16 protein-coding genes and 3 pseudogenes are annotated in these 18,760 nt (G+C 69.5%); 11 read left to right on the top strand and 8 right to left on the bottom strand.

Annotation, left to right across the window (positions count from 1 at the left end):
- Window positions 1–13: 13 nt before the first annotated feature.
- Together ACHMXE_RS28980 and ACHMXE_RS28975 are read right to left on the bottom strand one after the other, a co-directional pair.
- Window positions 14–1,243, bottom strand: a complete 1,230-nt coding sequence (locus ACHMXE_RS28980) for a diaminopropionate ammonia-lyase (protein ID WP_395347639.1) — start codon at window positions 1,241–1,243, stop codon at window positions 14–16.
- A 28-nt stretch (window positions 1,244–1,271) separates the two neighbouring features.
- A complete protein-coding gene (locus ACHMXE_RS28975; RefSeq protein WP_395347638.1) occupies window positions 1,272–2,465 on the bottom strand; it encodes a M20 aminoacylase family protein in 1,194 nt (397 codons plus the stop codon).
- Window positions 2,466–2,562: 97 nt separating this feature from the next.
- Between ACHMXE_RS28975 and ACHMXE_RS28970 the strand changes: the two genes are divergently transcribed.
- From ACHMXE_RS28970 to ACHMXE_RS28960, 3 genes and pseudogenes are all read left to right on the top strand, one after another.
- Window positions 2,563–3,054 (top strand): Lrp/AsnC family transcriptional regulator, encoded by a 492-nt coding sequence (locus tag ACHMXE_RS28970; RefSeq protein WP_395347637.1) that lies wholly within the window; start codon window positions 2,563–2,565, stop codon window positions 3,052–3,054.
- A gap of 222 nt (window positions 3,055–3,276) precedes the next feature.
- A complete protein-coding gene (locus ACHMXE_RS28965; RefSeq protein ID WP_395347636.1) occupies window positions 3,277–4,101 on the top strand; it encodes an alpha/beta hydrolase in 825 nt (274 codons plus the stop codon).
- A gap of 103 nt (window positions 4,102–4,204) precedes the next feature.
- Window positions 4,205–5,232: pseudogene (locus ACHMXE_RS28960) on the top strand (aldo/keto reductase).
- Between the two features lie 167 nt (window positions 5,233–5,399).
- Here ACHMXE_RS28960 and ACHMXE_RS28955 read toward each other — a convergent pair.
- Window positions 5,400–6,281, bottom strand: a pseudogene (locus ACHMXE_RS28955) (LysR substrate-binding domain-containing protein); the annotation flags it as partial.
- Between the two features lie 217 nt (window positions 6,282–6,498).
- On the opposite strand from ACHMXE_RS28955, the pseudogene ACHMXE_RS28950 reads away from it, so the two are divergent.
- From ACHMXE_RS28950 to ACHMXE_RS28935, 4 genes and pseudogenes are all read left to right on the top strand, one after another.
- Window positions 6,499–7,669: pseudogene (locus ACHMXE_RS28950) on the top strand (NAD(P)/FAD-dependent oxidoreductase).
- A gap of 46 nt (window positions 7,670–7,715) precedes the next feature.
- Window positions 7,716–8,741: a class I fructose-bisphosphate aldolase gene (locus tag ACHMXE_RS28945; protein WP_395347634.1), complete on the top strand. Its 1,026-nt coding sequence runs from the start codon at window positions 7,716–7,718 to the stop codon at window positions 8,739–8,741.
- Window positions 8,742–8,784: 43 nt separating this feature from the next.
- Window positions 8,785–10,080, top strand: coding sequence for an acetyl-CoA hydrolase/transferase family protein (locus ACHMXE_RS28940; RefSeq protein WP_395347633.1), 1,296 nt, complete (start codon window positions 8,785–8,787; stop codon window positions 10,078–10,080).
- Entirely contained in the window at window positions 10,077–10,856 is a 780-nt protein-coding gene (locus tag ACHMXE_RS28935) for a tetratricopeptide repeat protein (RefSeq protein WP_395347631.1), read from the top strand. Before ACHMXE_RS28940 ends, ACHMXE_RS28935 begins: the two co-directional genes overlap by 4 nt.
- A 36-nt stretch (window positions 10,857–10,892) precedes the next feature.
- On the opposite strand, the gene ACHMXE_RS28930 is transcribed toward ACHMXE_RS28935, so the two are convergent.
- The 5 genes from ACHMXE_RS28930 to ACHMXE_RS28910 form a co-directional block, all read right to left on the bottom strand.
- Window positions 10,893–11,138: a hypothetical protein gene (locus ACHMXE_RS28930; RefSeq protein ID WP_395347630.1), complete on the bottom strand. Its 246-nt coding sequence runs from the start codon at window positions 11,136–11,138 to the stop codon at window positions 10,893–10,895.
- A 7-nt stretch (window positions 11,139–11,145) separates the two neighbouring features.
- Window positions 11,146–11,847, bottom strand: coding sequence for a peptide-methionine (S)-S-oxide reductase MsrA (gene msrA, locus ACHMXE_RS28925; protein ID WP_395347629.1), 702 nt, complete (start codon window positions 11,845–11,847; stop codon window positions 11,146–11,148).
- 105 nt (window positions 11,848–11,952) lie between these two features.
- The gene (locus tag ACHMXE_RS28920) at window positions 11,953–12,204 is read right to left on the bottom strand and encodes a pentapeptide MXKDX repeat protein (protein WP_209544837.1); all 252 of its coding nucleotides are present in this window, start codon (window positions 12,202–12,204) and stop codon (window positions 11,953–11,955) included.
- A gap of 105 nt (window positions 12,205–12,309) precedes the next feature.
- On the bottom strand, window positions 12,310–13,101 hold the full coding sequence (locus ACHMXE_RS28915) for a molybdopterin-dependent oxidoreductase (protein WP_395347627.1): 792 nt from the start codon (window positions 13,099–13,101) through the stop codon (window positions 12,310–12,312).
- A gap of 298 nt (window positions 13,102–13,399) precedes the next feature.
- Complete coding sequence (locus ACHMXE_RS28910) at window positions 13,400–14,032, bottom strand: cytochrome b/b6 domain-containing protein (protein WP_395347626.1); 633 nt, start codon at window positions 14,030–14,032, stop codon at window positions 13,400–13,402.
- Between the two features lie 98 nt (window positions 14,033–14,130).
- On the opposite strand from ACHMXE_RS28910, the gene ACHMXE_RS28905 reads away from it, so the two are divergent.
- From ACHMXE_RS28905 to ACHMXE_RS28890, 4 genes are all read left to right on the top strand, one after another.
- The gene (locus ACHMXE_RS28905; protein WP_093341507.1) at window positions 14,131–14,862 is read left to right on the top strand and encodes a response regulator transcription factor; all 732 of its coding nucleotides are present in this window, start codon (window positions 14,131–14,133) and stop codon (window positions 14,860–14,862) included.
- Window positions 14,859–16,352: an ATP-binding protein gene (locus ACHMXE_RS28900; protein ID WP_395347625.1), complete on the top strand. Its 1,494-nt coding sequence runs from the start codon at window positions 14,859–14,861 to the stop codon at window positions 16,350–16,352. Before ACHMXE_RS28905 ends, ACHMXE_RS28900 begins: the two co-directional genes overlap by 4 nt.
- A 117-nt stretch (window positions 16,353–16,469) precedes the next feature.
- Complete coding sequence (locus ACHMXE_RS28895) at window positions 16,470–17,393, top strand: crotonase/enoyl-CoA hydratase family protein (RefSeq protein WP_395347624.1); 924 nt, start codon at window positions 16,470–16,472, stop codon at window positions 17,391–17,393.
- 138 nt (window positions 17,394–17,531) lie between these two features.
- Entirely contained in the window at window positions 17,532–18,734 is a 1,203-nt protein-coding gene (locus ACHMXE_RS28890) for a glycerophosphodiester phosphodiesterase (protein ID WP_395347623.1), read from the top strand.
- Window positions 18,735–18,760: the final 26 nt, after the last annotated feature.

Genomic DNA, 18,760 nt, shown 5'->3' with positions numbered 1-18,760 from the left:
GCGGAGCGACCGCCTACCGCCGAGCCTCCAGGCTCAGCCATTCGCGTTGCGCTGCCAGTACCTCATCCGCGGAGCGGCCCAGCAGTCGTGCATAGACCGAAGGCGCGGTCGCTCCCTCGGTGCTGATCAGGAGCACCTTCGACGAAGCATCGAGCGCGGCCTGCGCCTTCGCCGTCTCGGAGAGCGCAAGCTGCAGCAACGCGGCCGCGCCCGCGGCGCCCGATTCCCCGCTCACCACCGGCACGTCGCGCGCCGATCCCTCGGCCAGCCGCCGCATCGCAGCCACCGCCTCTTCATCCTCCAGCGTGAGGAAGACATCGACCGCGGGCTCGAGGAAGCGCCAGGCCAGGGTCGAGGTCTCGCCGCAGGCGAGGCCGGCCATCACCGAGTCGACGCTGCCGGTGGCCACGGCCGGCCGGCCTTCGATGGCGCTGCGCGTGAGGCAGTCGGCCTGGCGCGGTTCGGCGACGACGAGCACCGGACGGCGTTCGCCGAAGCGTTCCCAGAGGTAGCTCGCCACGCCGGCCGCGAGGCCGCCGACGCCGCCTTGCAGCATCACGTGGGTGAAGGGACAGGCACCGTCGGACTCGGCCGCGAGCTGCTCGAGCGCCTCGTCGACCATCGTGCCGTAGCCCTGCATCACGTCGCGCGGCACATCCTCGTAGCCGGGGTACGCGGTATCGGACACGACCTGCCAGCCATGCCGTTCGGCGAGCTGCGCGGCATGCGCGACCGAGGCGTCGTAGTTGCCCTCGATGCGCACGATCTCCGCACCGAAGTCGGCAATCGCGCTTTCGCGCTCGGCGCTCACGTGCCGATGCAGCACGATCACGCAGCGCACGCCCACGCTGCGCGCTGCCGCGGCGAGTGCGCGGCCGTGGTTGCCGTCGGTGGCGCTGATGACGACGAGGTCCTTCAAGGCGTCCGCGTGTTCGCCGCGCAGCACCGCGTCGGCGTTCCAGTCGGGATGGCGCCGCAGCACCAGCCGCACCAGCGCGGCCGGCGCGCCGAGCGCCTTGAAGCTGCCGAGCGGCGAGCGCAGCGATTCGTCCTTGAGGAACACCTCGGCGATGCCGCAGGCCTGCGCCAGGTCGCTCAGGCGGCGCAGCGGCGTGGGTTCCGGCGCGAGCAGCGACCAGCGCGAGAGCCACGCGCGCGTGGCGCGTGCTTCGTCGATGCTGAGGATGCGGCGCAGCGCCTCGGGGTAGGGCGCGCGCACGGCGCGGGCATTGCGGACCAGCATGTCGAGCTTTCGAAGGAAGGGAAGGGGATCAGCGCGGCAGCCGCATGCGCACCAGTTCGGCGAAGTAGCGCGCGCCGATCTCGAGCACCTCGTCGTTGAAGTCGTAGCCGGCGTTGTGCAGCGGCGTGCCGCCGGGCTGGCCGTCGGCACCGTTGCCGAGGAACACGAAGGCGCCGGGCACCACGCGCAGGAAGGCGCCGAAGTCCTCCGAGGCCATCATCGGCACGGTGTTCGCGTCCACGCGAGCGGCGCCGAGCACCGCGGTCGCGGCGGCCACCGCATGCGGCACGCATTCGGGCCAGTTCACCGTGGGCTCGAATTCGTGCGTGTACGAGAACGCGCATTCGGCGCCGTGCAGCCGGCAGATGCCCTCGCTGATCTCGCGCATGCGCCGCTCCAGCGTGGCCTGCACGGCGGGGTCGTAGCTGCGCGTGTCGCCCTTGATGACGACGTTCGAGGGGATCGCGTTGCGGATGCCGTCGGTGATGAACTCGGTGCACGAGACCACGGCCTGCGCGCCCGGGTCGAGGCTGCGCGAGACGATGGTCTGCAGCGCGAGCACGATCTCGGCGCCGATCACGATCGGGTCGATGCCCATGTGCGGCCGTGCCGCATGGGTGCCGCGGCCGCGCACATGGATCGCGAAGTTGTCTTCGCTGGCCATGATGCCGCCGGCGCAGGTGGCGATGGTGCCGGCCGCGATGCCGGGCATGTTGTGCAGGCCGTAGATCTCGTCGACGGGGAAGCGCTCGAACAGGCCGTCGGCCATCATCGCCTTGGCGCCGCGGCCGTGTTCCTCGGCGGGCTGGAAGATGAAGCGCACGGTGCCGTCGAAGTCCTGGCGTTCGCGCAGCAGCCGCGCCGCGCCGAGCACGATCGACATGTGGCCGTCGTGGCCGCAGGCGTGCATCTTGCCGGGCGTGGCCGAGGCATGGGCGCGGCCCGGCGCCGATTCGGCGATGTCGAGCGCATCCATCTCGGCGCGGATGCCGATCGCGCCGCGGCCTTCGCCCACGCGCAGGTTCGCCACCAGCCCGGTGCCGCCGATGCCCTCGTGCACCTCGAGGCCCAGTGCGCGCAGCGTGCGCGCGACGAAGGCCGAGGTGCGGTGCTCGGCGAAGCCGGTCTCGGGAATGGTGTGCAGGTAGCGGCGCCAGCCCGAGAGTTCGGCATCGAGCGGCGCGCCGGCGATCGGGTCGGGGGCAGGGATGGCGGTGGTCATGGGCAACAATGCTATGTCGCCGACCCCTGAATTCGCGCGCATTGAAGGGGCCTTTGGCGCAATTCCATTCCACCCGCCGCGCCTGCCGATCCCGCCCATGCCCACGCCCCTCGATGCCTACGACCTCAAGCTGCTGGCGCTGGTGCAGCAGGACGCGCGCCTGCCGCAGGGCGAGCTGGGCCAGCAGGTGCACCTGTCGGCCGCGGCGGTCAACCGGCGCCTGAAGCGCATGGCCGACGAGGGCGTGATCGAGCGCCATGCGGCGATCGTCAATCCCGACGCGGTGGGATGCGAGCTCACGGTGATCGTCGAGGTCGAGGTGGAGAGCGAGCGCGTCGATCTGCTCGATGCGATGAAGCGCAGCTTCCAGGCCTGCCCGCAGGTGCAGCAGTGCTACTACGTGGCGGGCGAGTGCGACTTCGTGCTGATCTTCGCGGTGCGCAGCATGGCCGACTACACGCGGCTCACGCGCGAGCTGTTCTTCGAGAACAACAACGTGAAGCGCTTCAAGACGCTGGTGGCCATGAGCCGGGTGAAGGTGGGGCTGACGGTGTCGGTGGACGAGGCCCTGAAGGAGATCGCGCCCTGACCGCATCGTCGTTGTCGCTCGGCATGCGGCCATAGGCGCCATCGTGCCGGCGCGAGGCGTGTGGACATGGCGCCAGAGCCTGGCCGATCCGACCGGCGAGGTTGACGCTGCCCGGCCCCCGGCGCAGCATCCCCGCCCGGCACGACGTGTGCCGGGGTCGAAGAAGAGGAACCACATGAGACAAGAAAATGGCGCCGCGCACTCGCGGCCGTGTGCGGTTGCGTGCTCGTCGCGGCGATGGCGGCCTGCGGTGGGGGCGGCGGTGGCGGTGGAGGCGGCGGCCTCCCGATCCTGCCGCCGGCTCCGGCACCCGAGCAGCCCGCGCCGCCGCCGCCATCCTCCACCGGCCGCGTGGTCAGCGAGACCGTCAGCGCCAAGGCCTATGGCGTGGACTACCGCATCGACATCTACATCCCGGCCAGCTACGACGCCGGCACCGATTCATTCGCCACCATCTATGCGCTCGACGGCGATGCCACCAACGGCCTGCCCGACACGCGCTTCGTGAACCTCAAGAACATCCTGCAACGGCGTGGCACCAAGGCCATCCTGGTGGGCATCGGTGGCAGCGCGCGGCGGCAGGAGGACTACAACTTCCCGGGCGCCAACGGCTACCACGCCTTCCTCGTGAAGGAGCTGGTTCCCTACCTCGAATCGAAGTACCGCATGGACCCGAAGCGCCGCATGCTCTCTGGCCTGTCGACCAGCGGCAACCTGGCCGCGACCGCGATGTTCCTCGAGGCGCCCGACCAGCTGGTGTTCTCGTACTTCCTGTCCACCGAAGCCGCCTTCTGGCAGCAGAAGGACGTCAACTACGACCTCGAGCAGAAGATGTTCACCGCGCTGGCCGGCAAGTCGCTGCCCGCGACCATGGTGCTGGCGCGCTGCGACGCCAACTGCAACGGGCCGGTGGTCAAGGAGATGTACGACCGGCTCGCGGCCCGCAACTACAAGGACTTCAAGCTGACGCAGACGGTGTTCAACTCCACGCACGTGGGTTCGGACGTGCTGGCCTTCGAAGACGCGATCTCCAAGCTGCTGCCCTAGAAGCCCGACTGCCGGCCGGGGTTCAGTCCCGCGGCCAACAATGGCTGCCATCCGCGGGCCGTCGGCCCGCACCACCTGGCCCGCGGGCCGAAGGAGCAGCATCTTGGAATACCGTCATCTGGGCCGATCGGGCCTCAAGGTCCCCGTCCTGAGCTTCGGCACCGGCACCTTCGGAGGCAAGGGCGAGTTCTTCCAGGCCTGGGGCAGCACCGATGTGGCCGAGGCCCGCAAGCTGATCGACATCTGCCTCGATGCGGGCGTCAACATGTTCGACAGCGCCGACATCTACTCGGGCGGCGCGGCCGAGTCGGTGCTCGGTGAGGCGATCAAGGGCCGGCCGCGCGACAAGCTGCTGATCTCGACCAAGGCCACCTTCCGCAGCGGCGAGGGCGCCAACGAGGTCGGTTCCTCGCGTTACCACCTGGTCGCCGCGGTCGATGCCGCGCTTAAGCGCCTGGGCACCGACTACATCGACCTGTTCCAGCTGCAAGGCTTCGATGCCGCCACGCCGGTGGAAGAAACGCTCTCGACGCTCGACGACCTCGTGCGCGCGGGCAAGCTGCGCTACGTGGGCGCCTCCAACTTCTCGGGCTGGCACCTGATGAAGTCGCTGGGCGTGGCCGAGCGCTATGGCTATCCGCGCTACGTGGCGCACCAGGCCTACTACTCGCTGGTGGGCCGCGACTACGAATGGGAGCTGATGCCGCTGGCGCAGGACCAGGGCGTGGGCGCGGTGGTGTGGAGCCCGCTGGGCTGGGGCCGGCTCACCGGCAAGATCCGCCGTGGCCAGCCGCTGCCGCCAACAGCCGCCTGCACGTGACGGCCGACATGGGCCCGCCGGTGCCCGACGAGCTGCTCTACCGCGTCGTCGATGCGCTCGAGAAGATCGCCGGCGAGACCGGCAAGACGGTGCCGCAGGTGGCGCTGAACTGGCTGCTGCAGCGCCCGACCGTGTCGAGCGTGGTGATCGGCGCGCGCGACGAGCAGCAACTGCGCCAGAACCTCGGCGCGGTGGGCTGGAACCTCACGAAGGAGCAGGTGGCCGAGCTCGACGTGGCGAGCACGACGACGCTGGCCTATCCGTACTGGCACCAGCGCGGTTTCTCGGAGCGCAACCCGGCGCCGGTCTGACGCGGTATTGACTCCTTCCCCCTTTGGGGGAAGGTCGGGATGGGGGCACCGGGCGCATCCATCGCTTCACGGTGTCGACGGGTCGGTGCCCCCACCCCGGCCCTCCCCCAGAGGGGGGAGGGAGCAAGAAAAAGACAGGCCGCTCGATCCTTCGCTGCTTCCGGCGTCAGGCTCAGCACCCAGCGCTCGAAATGCTCGAGCGCCCCCGAGGCCGGCCGGCCCTCGGGATAGGCGAAGTAGTAGCCCTGGCTCACGTCGAGGCTGCGGTCGATCGGGATCACGAGCTCGCCGGTGCGCAACTCGTGCTGGATCAACAGGCGCGGCGCCAGGCCCACGCCCATGCCGGCCGCGGTGGCGGCCGTCACCATGGTGAAGAGCTCGTAGCGCGGCCCGCGCGAGGCATGCACCGTGTAGTCCCAGCCCTGCTGCGCATACCAGTCGCGCCAGGCATGGGCGCGCGTGCTCAGGTGCACGTGGCGGCAGCGCGCGAACGCGGTCTCGTCCCAGGGGCCGTTGGCATCGCGGAAGGCCGGGCTGCACACCGGCACCATCTCGCCCTCGGAGAAGATGCGCCCGCCGCGCGTGTCGGGCCAGAACTGGTCGCCGAAGTAGATCGCGGCGTCGTAGGCGTTCTCCTGGAACGAGAAGGGCTGCGAGCGCGCCGACAGGTTGACCGTGATGTTGGGATGCAGCCGGCTGAAATCGGGCAGGCGCGGAATCAGCCACTGGGTCGCGAAGGTGGGCACCACCGCCACCTCGAGCACGAAGCCCATGTCGTGGCCGGCGGCGATCTCCAGCGTGTCGCGCCGGATCTGGTCGAGGTGGCGGCGGATGCGCGCCGCGTACTCGCGGCCCACGTCGGTCAGGGTGAGCCGGCGCCGCACGCGCGAGAACAGCGCCACGCCGAGCCGCTGCTCGAGCATCGCCACCTGGCGGCCGACCGCGCTCTGCGTGAGCGCCAGTTCGCTCGCGGCGCGCGTGAAGCTGCCCAGCCGTGCCGAGGCCTCGAAGGCCTGCAGCGCGCCGAGGTTGGGTATGTCTTTTCTCATCTCGCCTGCTTGTCCTGGTGGGCCGATTCTGGCGCGGCCCGCTTTGCGCCCGCCAGCGCCACTCTAATCGGCGTTGGCCCTGCCGCGACGACATGGCCGAAGTGCCGGCCGCGCTGCTGCGCCGCGGTCGCGTGTTTGTGGGTACGCTGAGGGCGCGCGCCGCGGCTGGCGCATGACGCGGGGCAGTGACGATGACGAGCGAAGCGAAAGGCATTCCATGCGGCGTGTGGTGATCATCGGCGGCGGGGCCATCGGCTCCGCCATCGCCTATTTCCTGACCCGCGATCCGGCGCAGGAGCCCTTCGAGGTCACGGTGGTCGAGCGCGACTTCTCGTACAGCCAGGCTTCGTCGGCGCTGTCGGCCAGTTCGATCCGCCAGCAGTTCTCGACCGCCATCAACATCGAGATGTCGCGCTACGGCATCGACTTCTTCCGCGGCCTGGGCCGGACGCTGCGCGTGGGCGACGACGCACCCGACATCGGCCTGGTCGAGCCCGGCTACCTCTACCTGGCCTCGGCGGCGGGCGAGGGCGTGCTGCGCGAGAACCATGCGCTGCAGAAGGCCCATGCGGTCGATGTGGCGCTGCTCGAGCCCGAGGCGTTGAAGGCGCGCTTTCCGTGGCTCGACACCGAGGGCGTCGCGCTGGGATCGCTGGGCCTGTCGGGCGAGGGCTGGTACGACGGCTACAGCCTGCTGCAGGCCTTCCGCAGGAAGGCCGTGTCGCAGGGCGTGCGATATGTGCAGGCGCAGGCGACCGGGCTGCAATGCGAAGGGCGCCTCGTGCGCGGCGTCGTGCTCGCCGACGGCCAGGCCCTGCCGGCCGACGTGGTCGTCAATGCCGCGGGCGCCTGGGCCGCGACCGTGGCGCGCTGGGCCGGCATCGACCTGCCGGTGCGCGGCCGGCGCCGCAGCGTGTTCAGCTTCTCGTGCCCCGAGGCATTGCCCGGCTGCCCGCTGGTGATCGACACCTCGGGCATCTGGCTGCGCCCGAGGGCCGCCAGTTCATCTGCGGCTTCGCGCCGCCCGAGGACCAGGACCCCGACGACGCGCCGCTCGAGGTCGAGTACGAGGCCTTCGACAGCTTCATCTGGCCCACGCTGGCCGAACGCGTGCCGGCCTTCGAGGCCATCCGCATGACCGGCGCCTGGGCCGGCTACTACGAGATGAACCTGTTCGACCACAACGCCATCCTCGGCCTGCACCCGACTGCGACAACCTCTACTTCGCCAACGGCTTCTCGGGCCATGGCCTGCAGCAGTGCCCGGCGGCGGGGCGCGGCGTGGCCGAACTGATCCGCTTCGGCGGCTACCGCAGCCTCGACCTGTCGGCGGTGGGCTTCGAGCGCATCTTGCGCAACGCGCCGCTCTTGGAGCGCAACGTCATCTAGGGCCAAGCCTCGCGGGCGTAGGATGGCCCCCGAAAGGTGTCCCGACATGACCGCCAAGACATTGACCGACACGGCCGCCGCGCTGCTGGCCGCCGACAAGGGCCTGCTCGCGATGGACGAGAGCAACGCCACCTGCAACAAGCGCTTCGCCGCGCTCGGCATCCCACAGACCGAGGCGGCGCGGCGCGACTGGCGCGAACTGATCGTCACGGCGCCGGGGCTGTCCGACAGCATCGGCGGCGCGATCCTGTTCGACGAGACGCTGCGCCAGACCACCAACGCTGGCGTGCCCTTCGCGCAGGCCCTGGCCGCCGCGGGCATCGTGCCGGGCATCAAGGTCGACACCGGCGCCAAGCCGCTCGCGGGCCATCCGGGCGAAACGGTGACCGAGGGCCTCGACGGCCTGCGCGAACGGCTGGCCGAGTACGCGGGTCTGGGCGCGCGCTTCGCCAAGTGGCGCGGCGTGATCGCGATCGGCGCGGGCCTGCCCAGCAGCGCCTGCATCCGCGTCAACGCCCATGCGCTCGCGCGCTATGCGGCGCTGTGCCAGGAGGCCGGGCTGGTGCCGATCGTCGAGCCCGAGGTGCTGATGGACGGCGACCATTCGCTCGCGCGCTGCGCCGAGGTCACGCAAGAAGTGCTGCATCGCACCTTCGCCGAGCTGCGCGCGCAGGGCGTGCTGCTCGAGGGCATGCTGCTCAAGCCGAACATGGTGCTGCCGGCGCAGAACGCGGCCGTGCAGGACGACGTAGCCGCGGTGGCCGACGCCACGGTGCATTGCCTGCTGCGCAGCGTGCCCGCCGCGGTGCCGGGCGTGGCCTTCCTCTCGGGCGGGCAGTCGGCGCAGCTCGCGTCGGCGCGACTCAATGCGATGAATGCCCGCTTCGGCGCGCGGCTGCCGTGGGCGCTGAGCTTCTCGTTCTCGCGCGCGGTGCAGCAGCCCGCGCTCGATCTCTGGAAGGGCGACCCGGCCCGCGTGGCCGAGGCGCAGAAGGCCTTGGTGTTCCGCACGCGCTGCAACCGGGCCGCGCGGCGCGGCACCTACGATGCGCGCAACGACGCGCCGCTGTAGGCACGACCCCTGTTCGCAACCCAAAGAGGAGACGAGACGCTTCATGGACTTCCAGGACCAGTACCGGCGCAAGCGCGCGAGCGCCGCCGATGCCGTGCGCCAGGTGCGCAACGGCGACATGATCATCGTGCCCACCGGCGTGGGCGAGCCGCCCGCGTTGCTCGAGGCACTGTCGGAACAGCGGCGCGATTTCCGCGACGTCAAGGTTGCGCAGATCCTCGCGATGCGCAAGTACGCCTACATCGATCCCGAGACGGTGGCGCACGTGCGCCATGTCGCGCTGTTCTTCGGCGGCGCCACGCGCGCGGGCGGGCAGGAGGGCTGGATCGATTTCCTGCCCAACTACTTCTCGGAGATCCCCGCGCAGATCGAGCGCGGTCAGATTCCGGCCGACGTGGTCTTCAGCATGGCCTCGCCGATGGACGCGCACGGCTACTTCGCGCTGAGCCTGGGCGCGGACTACACGATGGCCGCCGTGGCCAAGGCACGCGCGGTGGTGCTCGAGGTCAACCCGAACGTGCCCTTCGCGCATGGCGCCTGCCATGTGCACGTGTCGCAGGTGGCGGCGCTGGTCGAGAGCGAGGCGCCGGTGCTCGAGGTGGGGCTGCCGAAGATCGGCCCGGTGCAGCAGGCCATCGGAAAGTACGTGGCCGAGCGCATCGATGACGGCTCGACCTTGCAGATCGGCTATGGCGGCATTCCCGACGCGGTGGTGATGCAGCTCACGGCCAAGCGCGACCTCGGCATTCACACCGAGATGATCGGCGACGGCATCCTCACGCTGGTGGAGAGCGGCGCCGTGACCAACCGGCGCAAGAACCATCTGCCAGGCAAGTCGATCGCGACCTTCGCGCTCGGTTCGAGCAAGCTCTACCGCTTCATGGACCGCAACCCGGCGCTCGAGATGCATCCGGTGAACTTCACCAACGACCCGGCGCTCGCGGGCCTCAACGACAACCTGGTCGCGATCAACGCCACCATGCAGATCGATTTGCTGGGCCAGTGCGGTTCCGAGAGCCTGGGCCATGCGCCGTACTCGGGCACGGGCGGGCAATCGGACTTCGTGCGCGCGGCCAACCGCTCGCGCGGCGGCAAGGCCTTCATCGTGCTGCCCTCGACCGCCAAGGGCGACACCATCTCGCGCATCGTGCCCTCGCTGTCGCCCGGCACGCACGTGAGCACGAGCAAGAACGACATCGACTACGTGGTGACCGAGCATGGCGTGGCGCAATTGCGCGGCAAGTCGGCCAAGCAGCGCGCGCGCGAACTGATCGCGATCGCGCATCCTGACTTCCGCGCCGAACTCGAAGAGCAGGCGCAGCGGCTGAGGCTGCTGTGAGGCGCGCGCTGGCGGGCGGCCTGCTGCTCGCGGCGACGTTGCTGGCGGGCTGCGCGAGTTCAGTCGACCAGGTCAGTTCCGGCCTCTGGCATCACCAGGCCGGGCTGTGGGCACAGGCCGGTCCGCGTCTCGTGGACGGCGTGCCGGCACTCGAGCGCCAGAACCCCGCCGACCCGCGCCTGCCGACCGCCTACCTGGCGCTCGGCGACGTGGCCGCCGCGGCCGGCCGGCATGACGTGGCCGACGACAACTACGGCCGCGCGCTGCGTGCCGCGCGCGCCTATCACGCGGGCAACCCGACGCTGCTGCGCAATGCGCTGGTGCACCGCGGCAACTTCCTGCGCGAGCGCGGCCGCGCGGCCGAAGCGATCGCGCTGCTGTCCGAAGCCGAGGCGATCTCCGCGCGCGAGACGAGCGTGCCGAAGGTGCTGAACGCGATCGACCTCGACAACCTCAGCGTCGCCTACCAGGCCGTGCCCGATTTCCCGCAGGCCGAGCGCCTGAGCCGCCGTGCATTGGCCGTGCTCGACACGATCGAGCAGACACCGGCGGTCGGGTCGACGCGCGGCGTGGTGCTCTACAACGCGGCCTACGGGCTGGCTGAAGTGGGGCGCAATGCCGAGGCCGAGGCGCTCTATCGGCAGGCGTTGCCGCTGGTGTCGAAAGGGCCGGACCGGTGGCGCGTGGAGGTGGTGCGCAAGCAGTACGCGCAACTGTTGCGGAAGATGGGGCGCGAGGCGGAGGCGAAGACGATGGCAGGGCCGGTCCGCGATTGATTCGCTGAAGAGAGGATGCTCCGCCAGCCTTGGCGCTCAGTGCCGGCTTGCCGTACGCCAGCGCTGCCAGTGCCTGAACGGCAGGTTGCCGAACCACCCGCCCACGAGCACGCAGACCGCCTGCACCGCGAGCGCGATGACGAAGGCCTGCGACAAGTCGCTTTCGCTCTGGGCGCGGTTCATCTCGTACCAGTGCCCGACCGCGCGCAACGCTTCGTTGGCGGCCATTCCGAGCAGCAAGGCGCCGGCGAGGACGAAGGCGATGCGAAGCAGCACGCTCACGGGCGCATCAAACGCCCTTCGCCGCGCTCACCAGCGCGGGCGCCGCCCGATAGCTCTCGGGAAAGAGCTTCTTCAGGTCGTCGATCTTCGGCCAGTCGTTGACGACGATGTAGCCGTGGTCCGGGTGCTTCGTGAGGAAGTCCTGGTGGTAGTCCTCGGCGGCGTAGAAGGGCTTGCCCGTTTCGATGGTGGTGGCGAGCGGCTTGCCGAAGGTCCTGGCCTGGTTCAACTGGGCGATGTAGGCCTTCGCGATGCGCGCCTGCTCGGCGTTCTCGGCGAAGACGGTGGAGCGGTACTGGGTGCCGGTGTCGGGTCCCTGGCGGTTGAGTTCGGTCGGGTCGTGCGCGACCGAGAAATAGATCTGCAGCAGCTTGCCATAGCTGATCTGCTTGGGGTCGTAGGTGATGCGCACCGATTCGGCATGGCCGGTGCGGCCCGAGCCGACCTCGTCGTACTTGGCGGTCTTCGCATCGCCGCCCGCATAACCCGAGACGGCGTTGCTCACGCCCTGCACGCGCTGGAACACGCCCTGCACGCCCCAGAAGCAGCCGCCCGCGAAGACGGCGGTTTCAGTCTTGGCGGCGGGTGGCGCGACGAGGTCGGCGGTGGGGGCGGGCACGCGGCGCGCGGGCTCGGCCGAGGAGGGCACGGCATGCCAGACCAGGGCCGCGGCGGCGAGGGTGGCGGCGGTGAATGCGAGGGATTTCATGGAGGATCCTTGAGGGGAGGTGGCCACGCGGGAGCGACCGCCGGAGGCGACATTGCCGCCGATTCCGGCGGCCGTCAATGCCGCGTCGGGTTCGGGTGCCTTTTCTTACTTCTTCATCGCGTCCTTGCCCATGGCATCCTTCTTCATCGCGTCCTTGGACATGGAGTCTTTGGCCATCGAGTCCTTCTTCATGCCGTCTTTCGACATGGAGTCCTTCGCCATCGAATCCTTCTTCATGGCGTCCTTGGACATCGCGTCCTTGGCCATGCCATCCTTGGCCATCTCGTCGGCTGCGAAGGCGGAGGCGCCGGCAAAGGCGAGGCAGGTGGCGAGCAGGGTTGCGCTGAGCTTGTTCATTGGGAAGTCTTTCGGGTTGAGGTTTCACTTTTCAAGAGAGGCGCGGTTCGTCGAGGAACACGGCCTCGCGCTTTCATCGGCAGTCGAATCGTCGCGGGCGACGACTCAGCTCCCTCCGAACCAGTTGTAGCCCTGGTCTTCCCAGTAGCCACCTGAATAGGTATTGCTGACGAACATCGCCTGGATATGCTTGGGGTTCTTGTAGCCAAGCTTGGTCGGCATGCGCAGCTTCATCGGAAAGCCATACTTCGGCGGCAGCACCTCGCCGTCGTAGGTCAGCGCCAGCAGGGTCTGCGGATGCAGCGCGGTCGCCATGTCGATGCTGGTGTAGTAGTCGTCGGCGCACTTGAAGCCGACATAGCGCGCGGTGGTGTCGGCACCGACGTGGCGCAGAAAATCCGCGAAGCGCACGCCGCCCCAGCGGCCGATGGCGCTCCAGCCTTCCACGCAGATGTGGCGCGTGATCTGCTCGTGCTGGGGCATGGCGCGCAGCTCGGGCAGGGTCCAGCGGCGCTTGTCGGCGACCAGGCCGGTCACCTCGAGCCGGTAGCCCGCTTCGTCGACCTCGCGGATCTCGTCCTCGCCGTAGTAGGCATTGAACGGAAACGGCCGCGTGATCATCGAGGCGGGATAGGTCTCGGCGAGCTGCGTGGGGCTGAAGATCAGGCCCTGCACCCGGTCGTTGATGCGCGAGATCTTCGAGAGCGCGGCTTCGACGTGGCTGTCGTCGCTGATGCTGCAGCCTGTGAGCAGCGACAGGCCACCCAGGGTCAGTGAGCGTTGAAGGAAGGCGCGGCGTGCGGGGTGCTCAACCTTCTTCGCGATCAGTGCTCGCGCTTCCTGGACCACGGTCTCGCTATCGACGGCGGTCATTCTTGGGGCTTTGAAGATTCTCATGTCTGGTTTTGGTTGTTTGAGGTCGGGGCGCGTGCACAGGACAGCGGGTACTTCCCTCCGCGAATGTCCCCCGCCTTCGGCTCCTCCTTGATTTCGCTGCGGGAAGCACCCGCTGCCCTGTGCACGTGGACGCAGCGGTGGTGCCGGCCGATCAACTGCTGCGCGTCTGGCTCACGTCGGCGGGGTACTCCCCGCAGCGAAATAAAGGAGGAGCCCGAAGGGCGGGGGACATTCGCGGAGGGGAGTACCCCGTCGGCGTGAGCCCACCCCGAACGCCCCCGATGAAGAGCCAGGGCGTTCATTTCAGACCCCGAAAAGAACGACCCCAAACCATCGCAAGCAAGGTGCGAGGAACCAGCGCCACCATCACCAGGTGAAGCACGACGAAGGCAACCAAGGAAGCCATCCCGAAGAAGTGAATGCGCCGTGCGAACTCGTAGCCACCCAACAGATCACGCAGCACAGCGAACTGCACCGACTTCCAGAGCACCAGCCCCGACAGCACGATCAAGACGATGTCGAGCATCACGAACAGATAGGCCAGCCGTTGCACGTTGTTGTAGCGGCGCGGATCTGCATGCGAGAGCCGGCCCTTGAGCGCCGACAGCGCGTCGTGCCACACACCGCCCGGTGTGACCGGAAAGAACTTGGTGGCAAGTCGCCCGCTCGCGATGTTGAGCGCCAGGTAGACGAAGCCGTTGAACACCAGCAGCCACATCGCCGCGAAGTGCCACTGCAGCGCCCCGCCGAGCCAGCCGCCGAGCGTTGCCCCGGACGGAAAGGTGAAGGGAAAGAAGGGCGCCGCGTTGTAGATGCGCCAGCCGCTCGTCACCAGCATCAGCACCGCCAGCGCGTTGAGCCAGTGCGTGATGCGCATCCACAGCGGATGGATGGGACGGGTGTCCGGGGCGGCGAGGGCGGTGCTGTTCATGGAGCGGATTCTCGAGCCCACCCCCCTGGCCGATTCATCACGCAAAGTTCAAAGAATCGTGATAACTCGGGAATCCGTATCGCGGGACAATCGGCGCCATGGACACCCCCAAGCGCGTGCTGCTGGTCGAAGACGACGCCCATATCGCCGAACTGTTGCGCATGCATCTGCGCGACGAAGGCTATGCGGTGGTGCATGCGGCCGATGGGCATGCGGGCCTGCGCGAACTGGAGCGCGGCCAGTGGGACGCGCTGGTGCTCGACCTGATGCTGCCCGGCATCGACGGGCTCGAGATCTGCCGCCGCGCACGCGCCATGGCGCGCTACACCCCGATCATCATCATCAGCGCGCGCTCGAGCGAGGTGCACCGCATCCTCGGCCTCGAGCTCGGCGCCGACGACTATCTGGCCAAGCCCTTCTCGGTGCTCGAGCTGGTGGCGCGCGTGAAGGCGCTGATCCGCCGCACCGATGCGCTGGCGCGCAATGCGCGGCTGGAGTCGGGCAGCCTCGCGCTCGGCAACCTCGAGATCGAGCCGCTGGCGCGCGAGGTGCGCGTGGACGGCAAGCCCATCGAGCTCACGCCGCGCGAGTTCGACCTGTTGTATTTTTTCGCGCGCCACCCGGGCAAGGTGTTCTCGCGGCTCGACCTGCTCAACCAGGTCTGGGGCTACCAGCATGACGGCTACGAGCACACCGTCAACACCCACATCAACCGGCTGCGCACCAAGGTCGAGGCCGACCCGGCCGCGCCGCGGCGCATCCTCACCGTATGGGGCCGCGGCTACAAGCTCTCGGCCACGGCCGATGGCAAGGACGAGGGCGCCGCATGATGGGCTGGGCCACGCTCTCGCGCCGCCTGTCGCTGGTGTTCGCGCTGCTGCTGCTGGTGTGCTGCGGTGCCTCGGCCTGGCTGCAGGTGCGCGCGAACGGGCGCCACGAGCAGGAGGTGGTCCAGCGCCTGTCGGGCGGACTGGCCGCGCACATCGCCGAGAACGCCGAGCTGATGCGCCCGGGCGGGCTCGACCCGGCCGCGGTCAAGCGGCTGTTCGACCAGCTGATGGCCGTCAACCCCAGCGTCGAGGTCTACCTGCTCGCGCTCGATGGCCGCATCGAGGCCCAGGCCGCGCCCGAGGGACACCTCAAGCGCGACCGCGTCGACCTCGCGCCCGTGCGGCGCCTGCTGGCCGGCGCGCCGATGCCGATCCTCGGCGACGATCCGCGCAACCTGCAGACCGCCAAGGTCTTCAGCGCCGCGCCGCTGCGCATGGACGGCCGCGACGCCGGCTATGTCTACGTGGTGCTGCAGGGCGAGGACCACGATGCGCTCGCCGCCCACGTGGCGGCCGACAACGCGCTGCGCACCACGCTGTGGTCGATGGGGCTGGTGGCGCTGCTCGGGCTGGTCGCGGGCACGGCCGCGTTCTGGCTCATCACGCGACCGCTGCGCGAGCTCACGGCCGCGGTGCGCCGCTTCGAGACGGAGGGCATCGATGCGATCGAGGGCCAGGCGCCGACGCTGGAGCGCATCGCGCGCGGCGGCGGCGAGATCGCCTTGCTGGCGCAGGCCTTCGCGCAGATGACGCGACGCATCGCCGAGCAGTGGCGCGAGCTCACCCTGCAGGACCAGCAGCGGCGCGAGCTGTTCGCCAACGTCTCGCACGACCTGCGCACGCCGCTGACCTCGCTGCACGGCTACCTCGAGACCCTGCGGCTGAAGGCCGGCACGCTCGACGAAGAGGAGCGCCGCCGCTACCTCGACATCGCGCTCGACCAGAGCCGCAAGGTGGGGCGGCTCGCGCAGGAGCTGTTCGAGCTGGCGCGGCTCGAGTACGGCGTGGTCAAGCCCGAGAAGGAGAGCTTCGCGCTGGCCGACCTGGTGCAGGACGTGTTCCAGAAGTTCGAGCTCGCGGCCGAGTCGCGGCAGCAGAAGCTGCGCCCCGACATCGCGCCGGGCCTGCCGGTGGTGTCGGCCGACCTCGGGATGATCGAGCGCGTGCTGACCAACCTGCTCGACAACGCGATCCGCCACACGCCGGCCGGCGGCGAGATCGTGGTGCAGCTGCGCGCGGCCACCGGGGACGAGGGCACGGGCGTGACAGTGCAGGTCAGCGACACCGGGCCCGGCATTCCGCGCGAGTTGCAGCCCGGCCTGTTCAAACGCCCGGCCTTCACCGGCAGCGTGCGCAGCGACGGCTCGGGCGGCGGCGGGCTGGGGCTGGTGTTCGTGCAGCGCATCCTGCAACTGCATGGCAGCGACATCCGGCTGGTGCCGCAGGCGGGGCGCGGCGCGGTGTTCCGTTTCCGGCTCTCGGGCGGCTGAGCACCGGACGCATCGGTGCAAGCGCCGGTTGCGCGCGCGGCGGCCGATGCTACAAGCGGATGCGGGGACGCAGGCACGTCGACCTGCGACCGACGATCCACCCAGGAGACACCGCCCATGCCCGACTTCCGCACCGTCGTCATCGACCAGGATCCGCAGCATCCGCGCATCGCGCGCCTCGTGCTCAACCGCCCCGAGAAGCTCAACGCCATCGCGGAGACCACGCCCACCGACATCCGCCACGCGGTGGAGTGGGCGCAGGCCGAGGACGAGGTGCACGTGATCGTGGTCGAGGGCGCGGGCCGCGCCTTCTGTGCCGGCTACGACCTCGGCGACTATGCCGAGGGCCACGGGCGCGAGGGGCAGGGCGAGCATCCGTGCCGGCAGGAGAAGACGCCCTGGGACCCGATGCTCGACTACGCCGCGATGAAGCGCAACACCGACGACTTCATGGCGCTGTGGCGCTGCACCAAGCCGACCATCGCCAAGGTGCACGGCTACGCCGTGGCCGGCGGCAGCGACATCGCGCTGTGCTGCGACCTGCTGGCCATGGCCGACGACGCGCGAATCGGCTATATGCCCACGCGCGTGTGGGGTTGCCCGACCACGGCCATGTGGACCTACCGGCTCGGCGCGCTGCGCGCCAAGCAGCTCATGTTCACCGGCGACACCATCGACGGCGCGCAGGCGGCCGACTGGGGCCTCGCCAACTTCGCGGTGCCGGCCGAGGAACTCGACGCCGCCACGCTCAAGCTCGCGCTGCGCATCGCGGGCGTGCCGCGCTCGCACCTGATGATGCACAAGCTGGTGGTCAACCAGGTCTGGCACTCGATGGGCCTCGAGCAGAGCCAGATGTTCGCCACCGTGTTCGACGGCATCACGCGCCACAACCCCGAGGGCATGTGGTTCCGCCGCCAGGCCGAGGCCGAGGGCTTCAAGAGCGCGGTGCAGTGGCGCGACAGCGGGCGCGACATCCCCGAGGGCGACGAGGCGAGGGCGCTGATCGCGGTGCTGGAGGCGAAGCTGGCCGCGCGCTCCTGAGCGAGGCGCGGGGGCCGTGCATGTCACGGCGCAGACACATGGCCTCGCAATGATCCGACGCCCGCCAAGAACCCATAACAACGCGCGGCGGGTGGCGACGAATCCGTACCAGCCACACAGCGAGAGAGAGGGTCTCCCATGCAGTCATTTTCCCTGGCCAGGATCGCCCTGGCGGCCAGCGCCTGCGCGCTCATGAGCGCTTGCGGCGGAGGCGGCGGCTCTGCCGTCTTCCCGATCCTGCCGCCCGCACCGGCCCCCGCGCCGCCGGCACCGCCGCCGCCGGCGCCGGCCCCCGTGCCCGCCGCGCTCGTGATCGGGCACCGCGGCGAACCGGCCCAGCGGCCCGAACACACGCTGGCCTCGTACCAGCAGGCCATCGACGACGGCGCCGACTTCATCGAGCCCGACCTCGTGCCGACCAAGGACGGCGAACTGGTGGCGCGCCACGAGAACGCGATCGCCATCGTCGACGCCAGCGGCAAGGTGCTCGAAGCCACCACCAACGTGATGGACGTGCCGAAGTTCGCGAGCCGCAAGACCACCAAGACCATCGACGGCCGCCCGGTCATCGGCTGGTTCACCGAGGACTTCACGCTGGCCGAGCTCAAGGAGCTGCGCGCGCGCGAGCGCATTCCGGCGCAGCGCCCGGCCAATGTGTCGTTCAACGACCTGTTCCAGGTGCCCACGCTCGACGAGGTGATCGAGCTCGCGAAGGCGCAGTCGCAGGCCAAGGGCCGCACCATCGGCATCTATCCCGAGACCAAGCATCCGACCTACTTCCGCTCGATCGGCCTGCCGCTCGAGAACAAGCTGCTCGACACGCTGCAGAAGCACGGCCTGAACAAGGCCGACGCGCCGGTGTTCGTGCAGTCCTTCGAGACCGGCAACCTCAAGGACGTGCGCCTGCGCAGCACGGTGAAGATCGTCCAGCTGATCGGCGGCTCGGGCGCGCCCTACGACCTGGTGGCGCTCGGCGACAAGCGCACCTATGCCGACCTCGTGAAGCCCGAGGGCCTGGCCGAGATCGCGACCTATGCGCAGGGCATCGGCCCCGACAAGTCGCGCGTGATCCCGGTGGTGGCCGGCAAGCTGGGCACGCCCACCACGCTGGTGAAGGATGCGCACGACAAAAAGCTGTTCGTCCACATCTACACGATCCGGCCCGAGAACGCGTTCCTGCCCGACAGCCTCAAGAAGGAGCCGAAGACCGACGGCACCGTGCACGGCGACACGGCGGCGGAGATCACCGCTTTCCTCGATGCCGGGATCGACGGGCTGTTCGTCGACAGCGCCGCGACCGCGGTTCCGGTGGTGAAGGCCTACAGCGCGCAGAAGCGCTGAACGCGGGCGGGAACCGCCGCGCAGGC

This window comes from Variovorax sp. UC122_21 (assembly GCF_044056785.1).
Taxonomy (GTDB): Bacteria; Pseudomonadota; Gammaproteobacteria; order Burkholderiales; family Burkholderiaceae_C; genus Variovorax.
The sequence above is the reverse complement of the archived record's forward strand: the minus strand, read 5'-3'. Positions and strand labels throughout refer to the sequence as shown.

Coding starts and splice junctions, on each gene's coding strand:
- msrA (WP_395347629.1), bottom strand. CDS start 11,847: ATGAAATCCCTCGCATTCACCGCCGCCACCCTCGCCGCCGCGGCCCTG.
- ACHMXE_RS28920 (WP_209544837.1), bottom strand. CDS start 12,204: ATGAACAAGCTCAGCGCAACCCTGCTCGCCACCTGCCTCGCCTTTGCC.
- ACHMXE_RS28915 (WP_395347627.1), bottom strand. CDS start 13,101: ATGAGAATCTTCAAAGCCCCAAGAATGACCGCCGTCGATAGCGAGACC.
- ACHMXE_RS28910 (WP_395347626.1), bottom strand. CDS start 14,032: ATGAACAGCACCGCCCTCGCCGCCCCGGACACCCGTCCCATCCATCCG.
- ACHMXE_RS28890 (WP_395347623.1), top strand. CDS start 17,532: ATGCAGTCATTTTCCCTGGCCAGGATCGCCCTGGCGGCCAGCGCCTGC.
- ACHMXE_RS28900 (WP_395347625.1), top strand. CDS start 14,859: ATGATGGGCTGGGCCACGCTCTCGCGCCGCCTGTCGCTGGTGTTCGCG.
- ACHMXE_RS28945 (WP_395347634.1), top strand. CDS start 7,716: ATGACCGCCAAGACATTGACCGACACGGCCGCCGCGCTGCTGGCCGCC.
- ACHMXE_RS28975 (WP_395347638.1), bottom strand. CDS start 2,465: ATGACCACCGCCATCCCTGCCCCCGACCCGATCGCCGGCGCGCCGCTC.
- ACHMXE_RS28895 (WP_395347624.1), top strand. CDS start 16,470: ATGCCCGACTTCCGCACCGTCGTCATCGACCAGGATCCGCAGCATCCG.
- ACHMXE_RS28905 (WP_093341507.1), top strand. CDS start 14,131: ATGGACACCCCCAAGCGCGTGCTGCTGGTCGAAGACGACGCCCATATC.
- ACHMXE_RS28940 (WP_395347633.1), top strand. CDS start 8,785: ATGGACTTCCAGGACCAGTACCGGCGCAAGCGCGCGAGCGCCGCCGAT.
- ACHMXE_RS28980 (WP_395347639.1), bottom strand. CDS start 1,243: ATGCTGGTCCGCAATGCCCGCGCCGTGCGCGCGCCCTACCCCGAGGCG.
- ACHMXE_RS28970 (WP_395347637.1), top strand. CDS start 2,563: ATGCCCACGCCCCTCGATGCCTACGACCTCAAGCTGCTGGCGCTGGTG.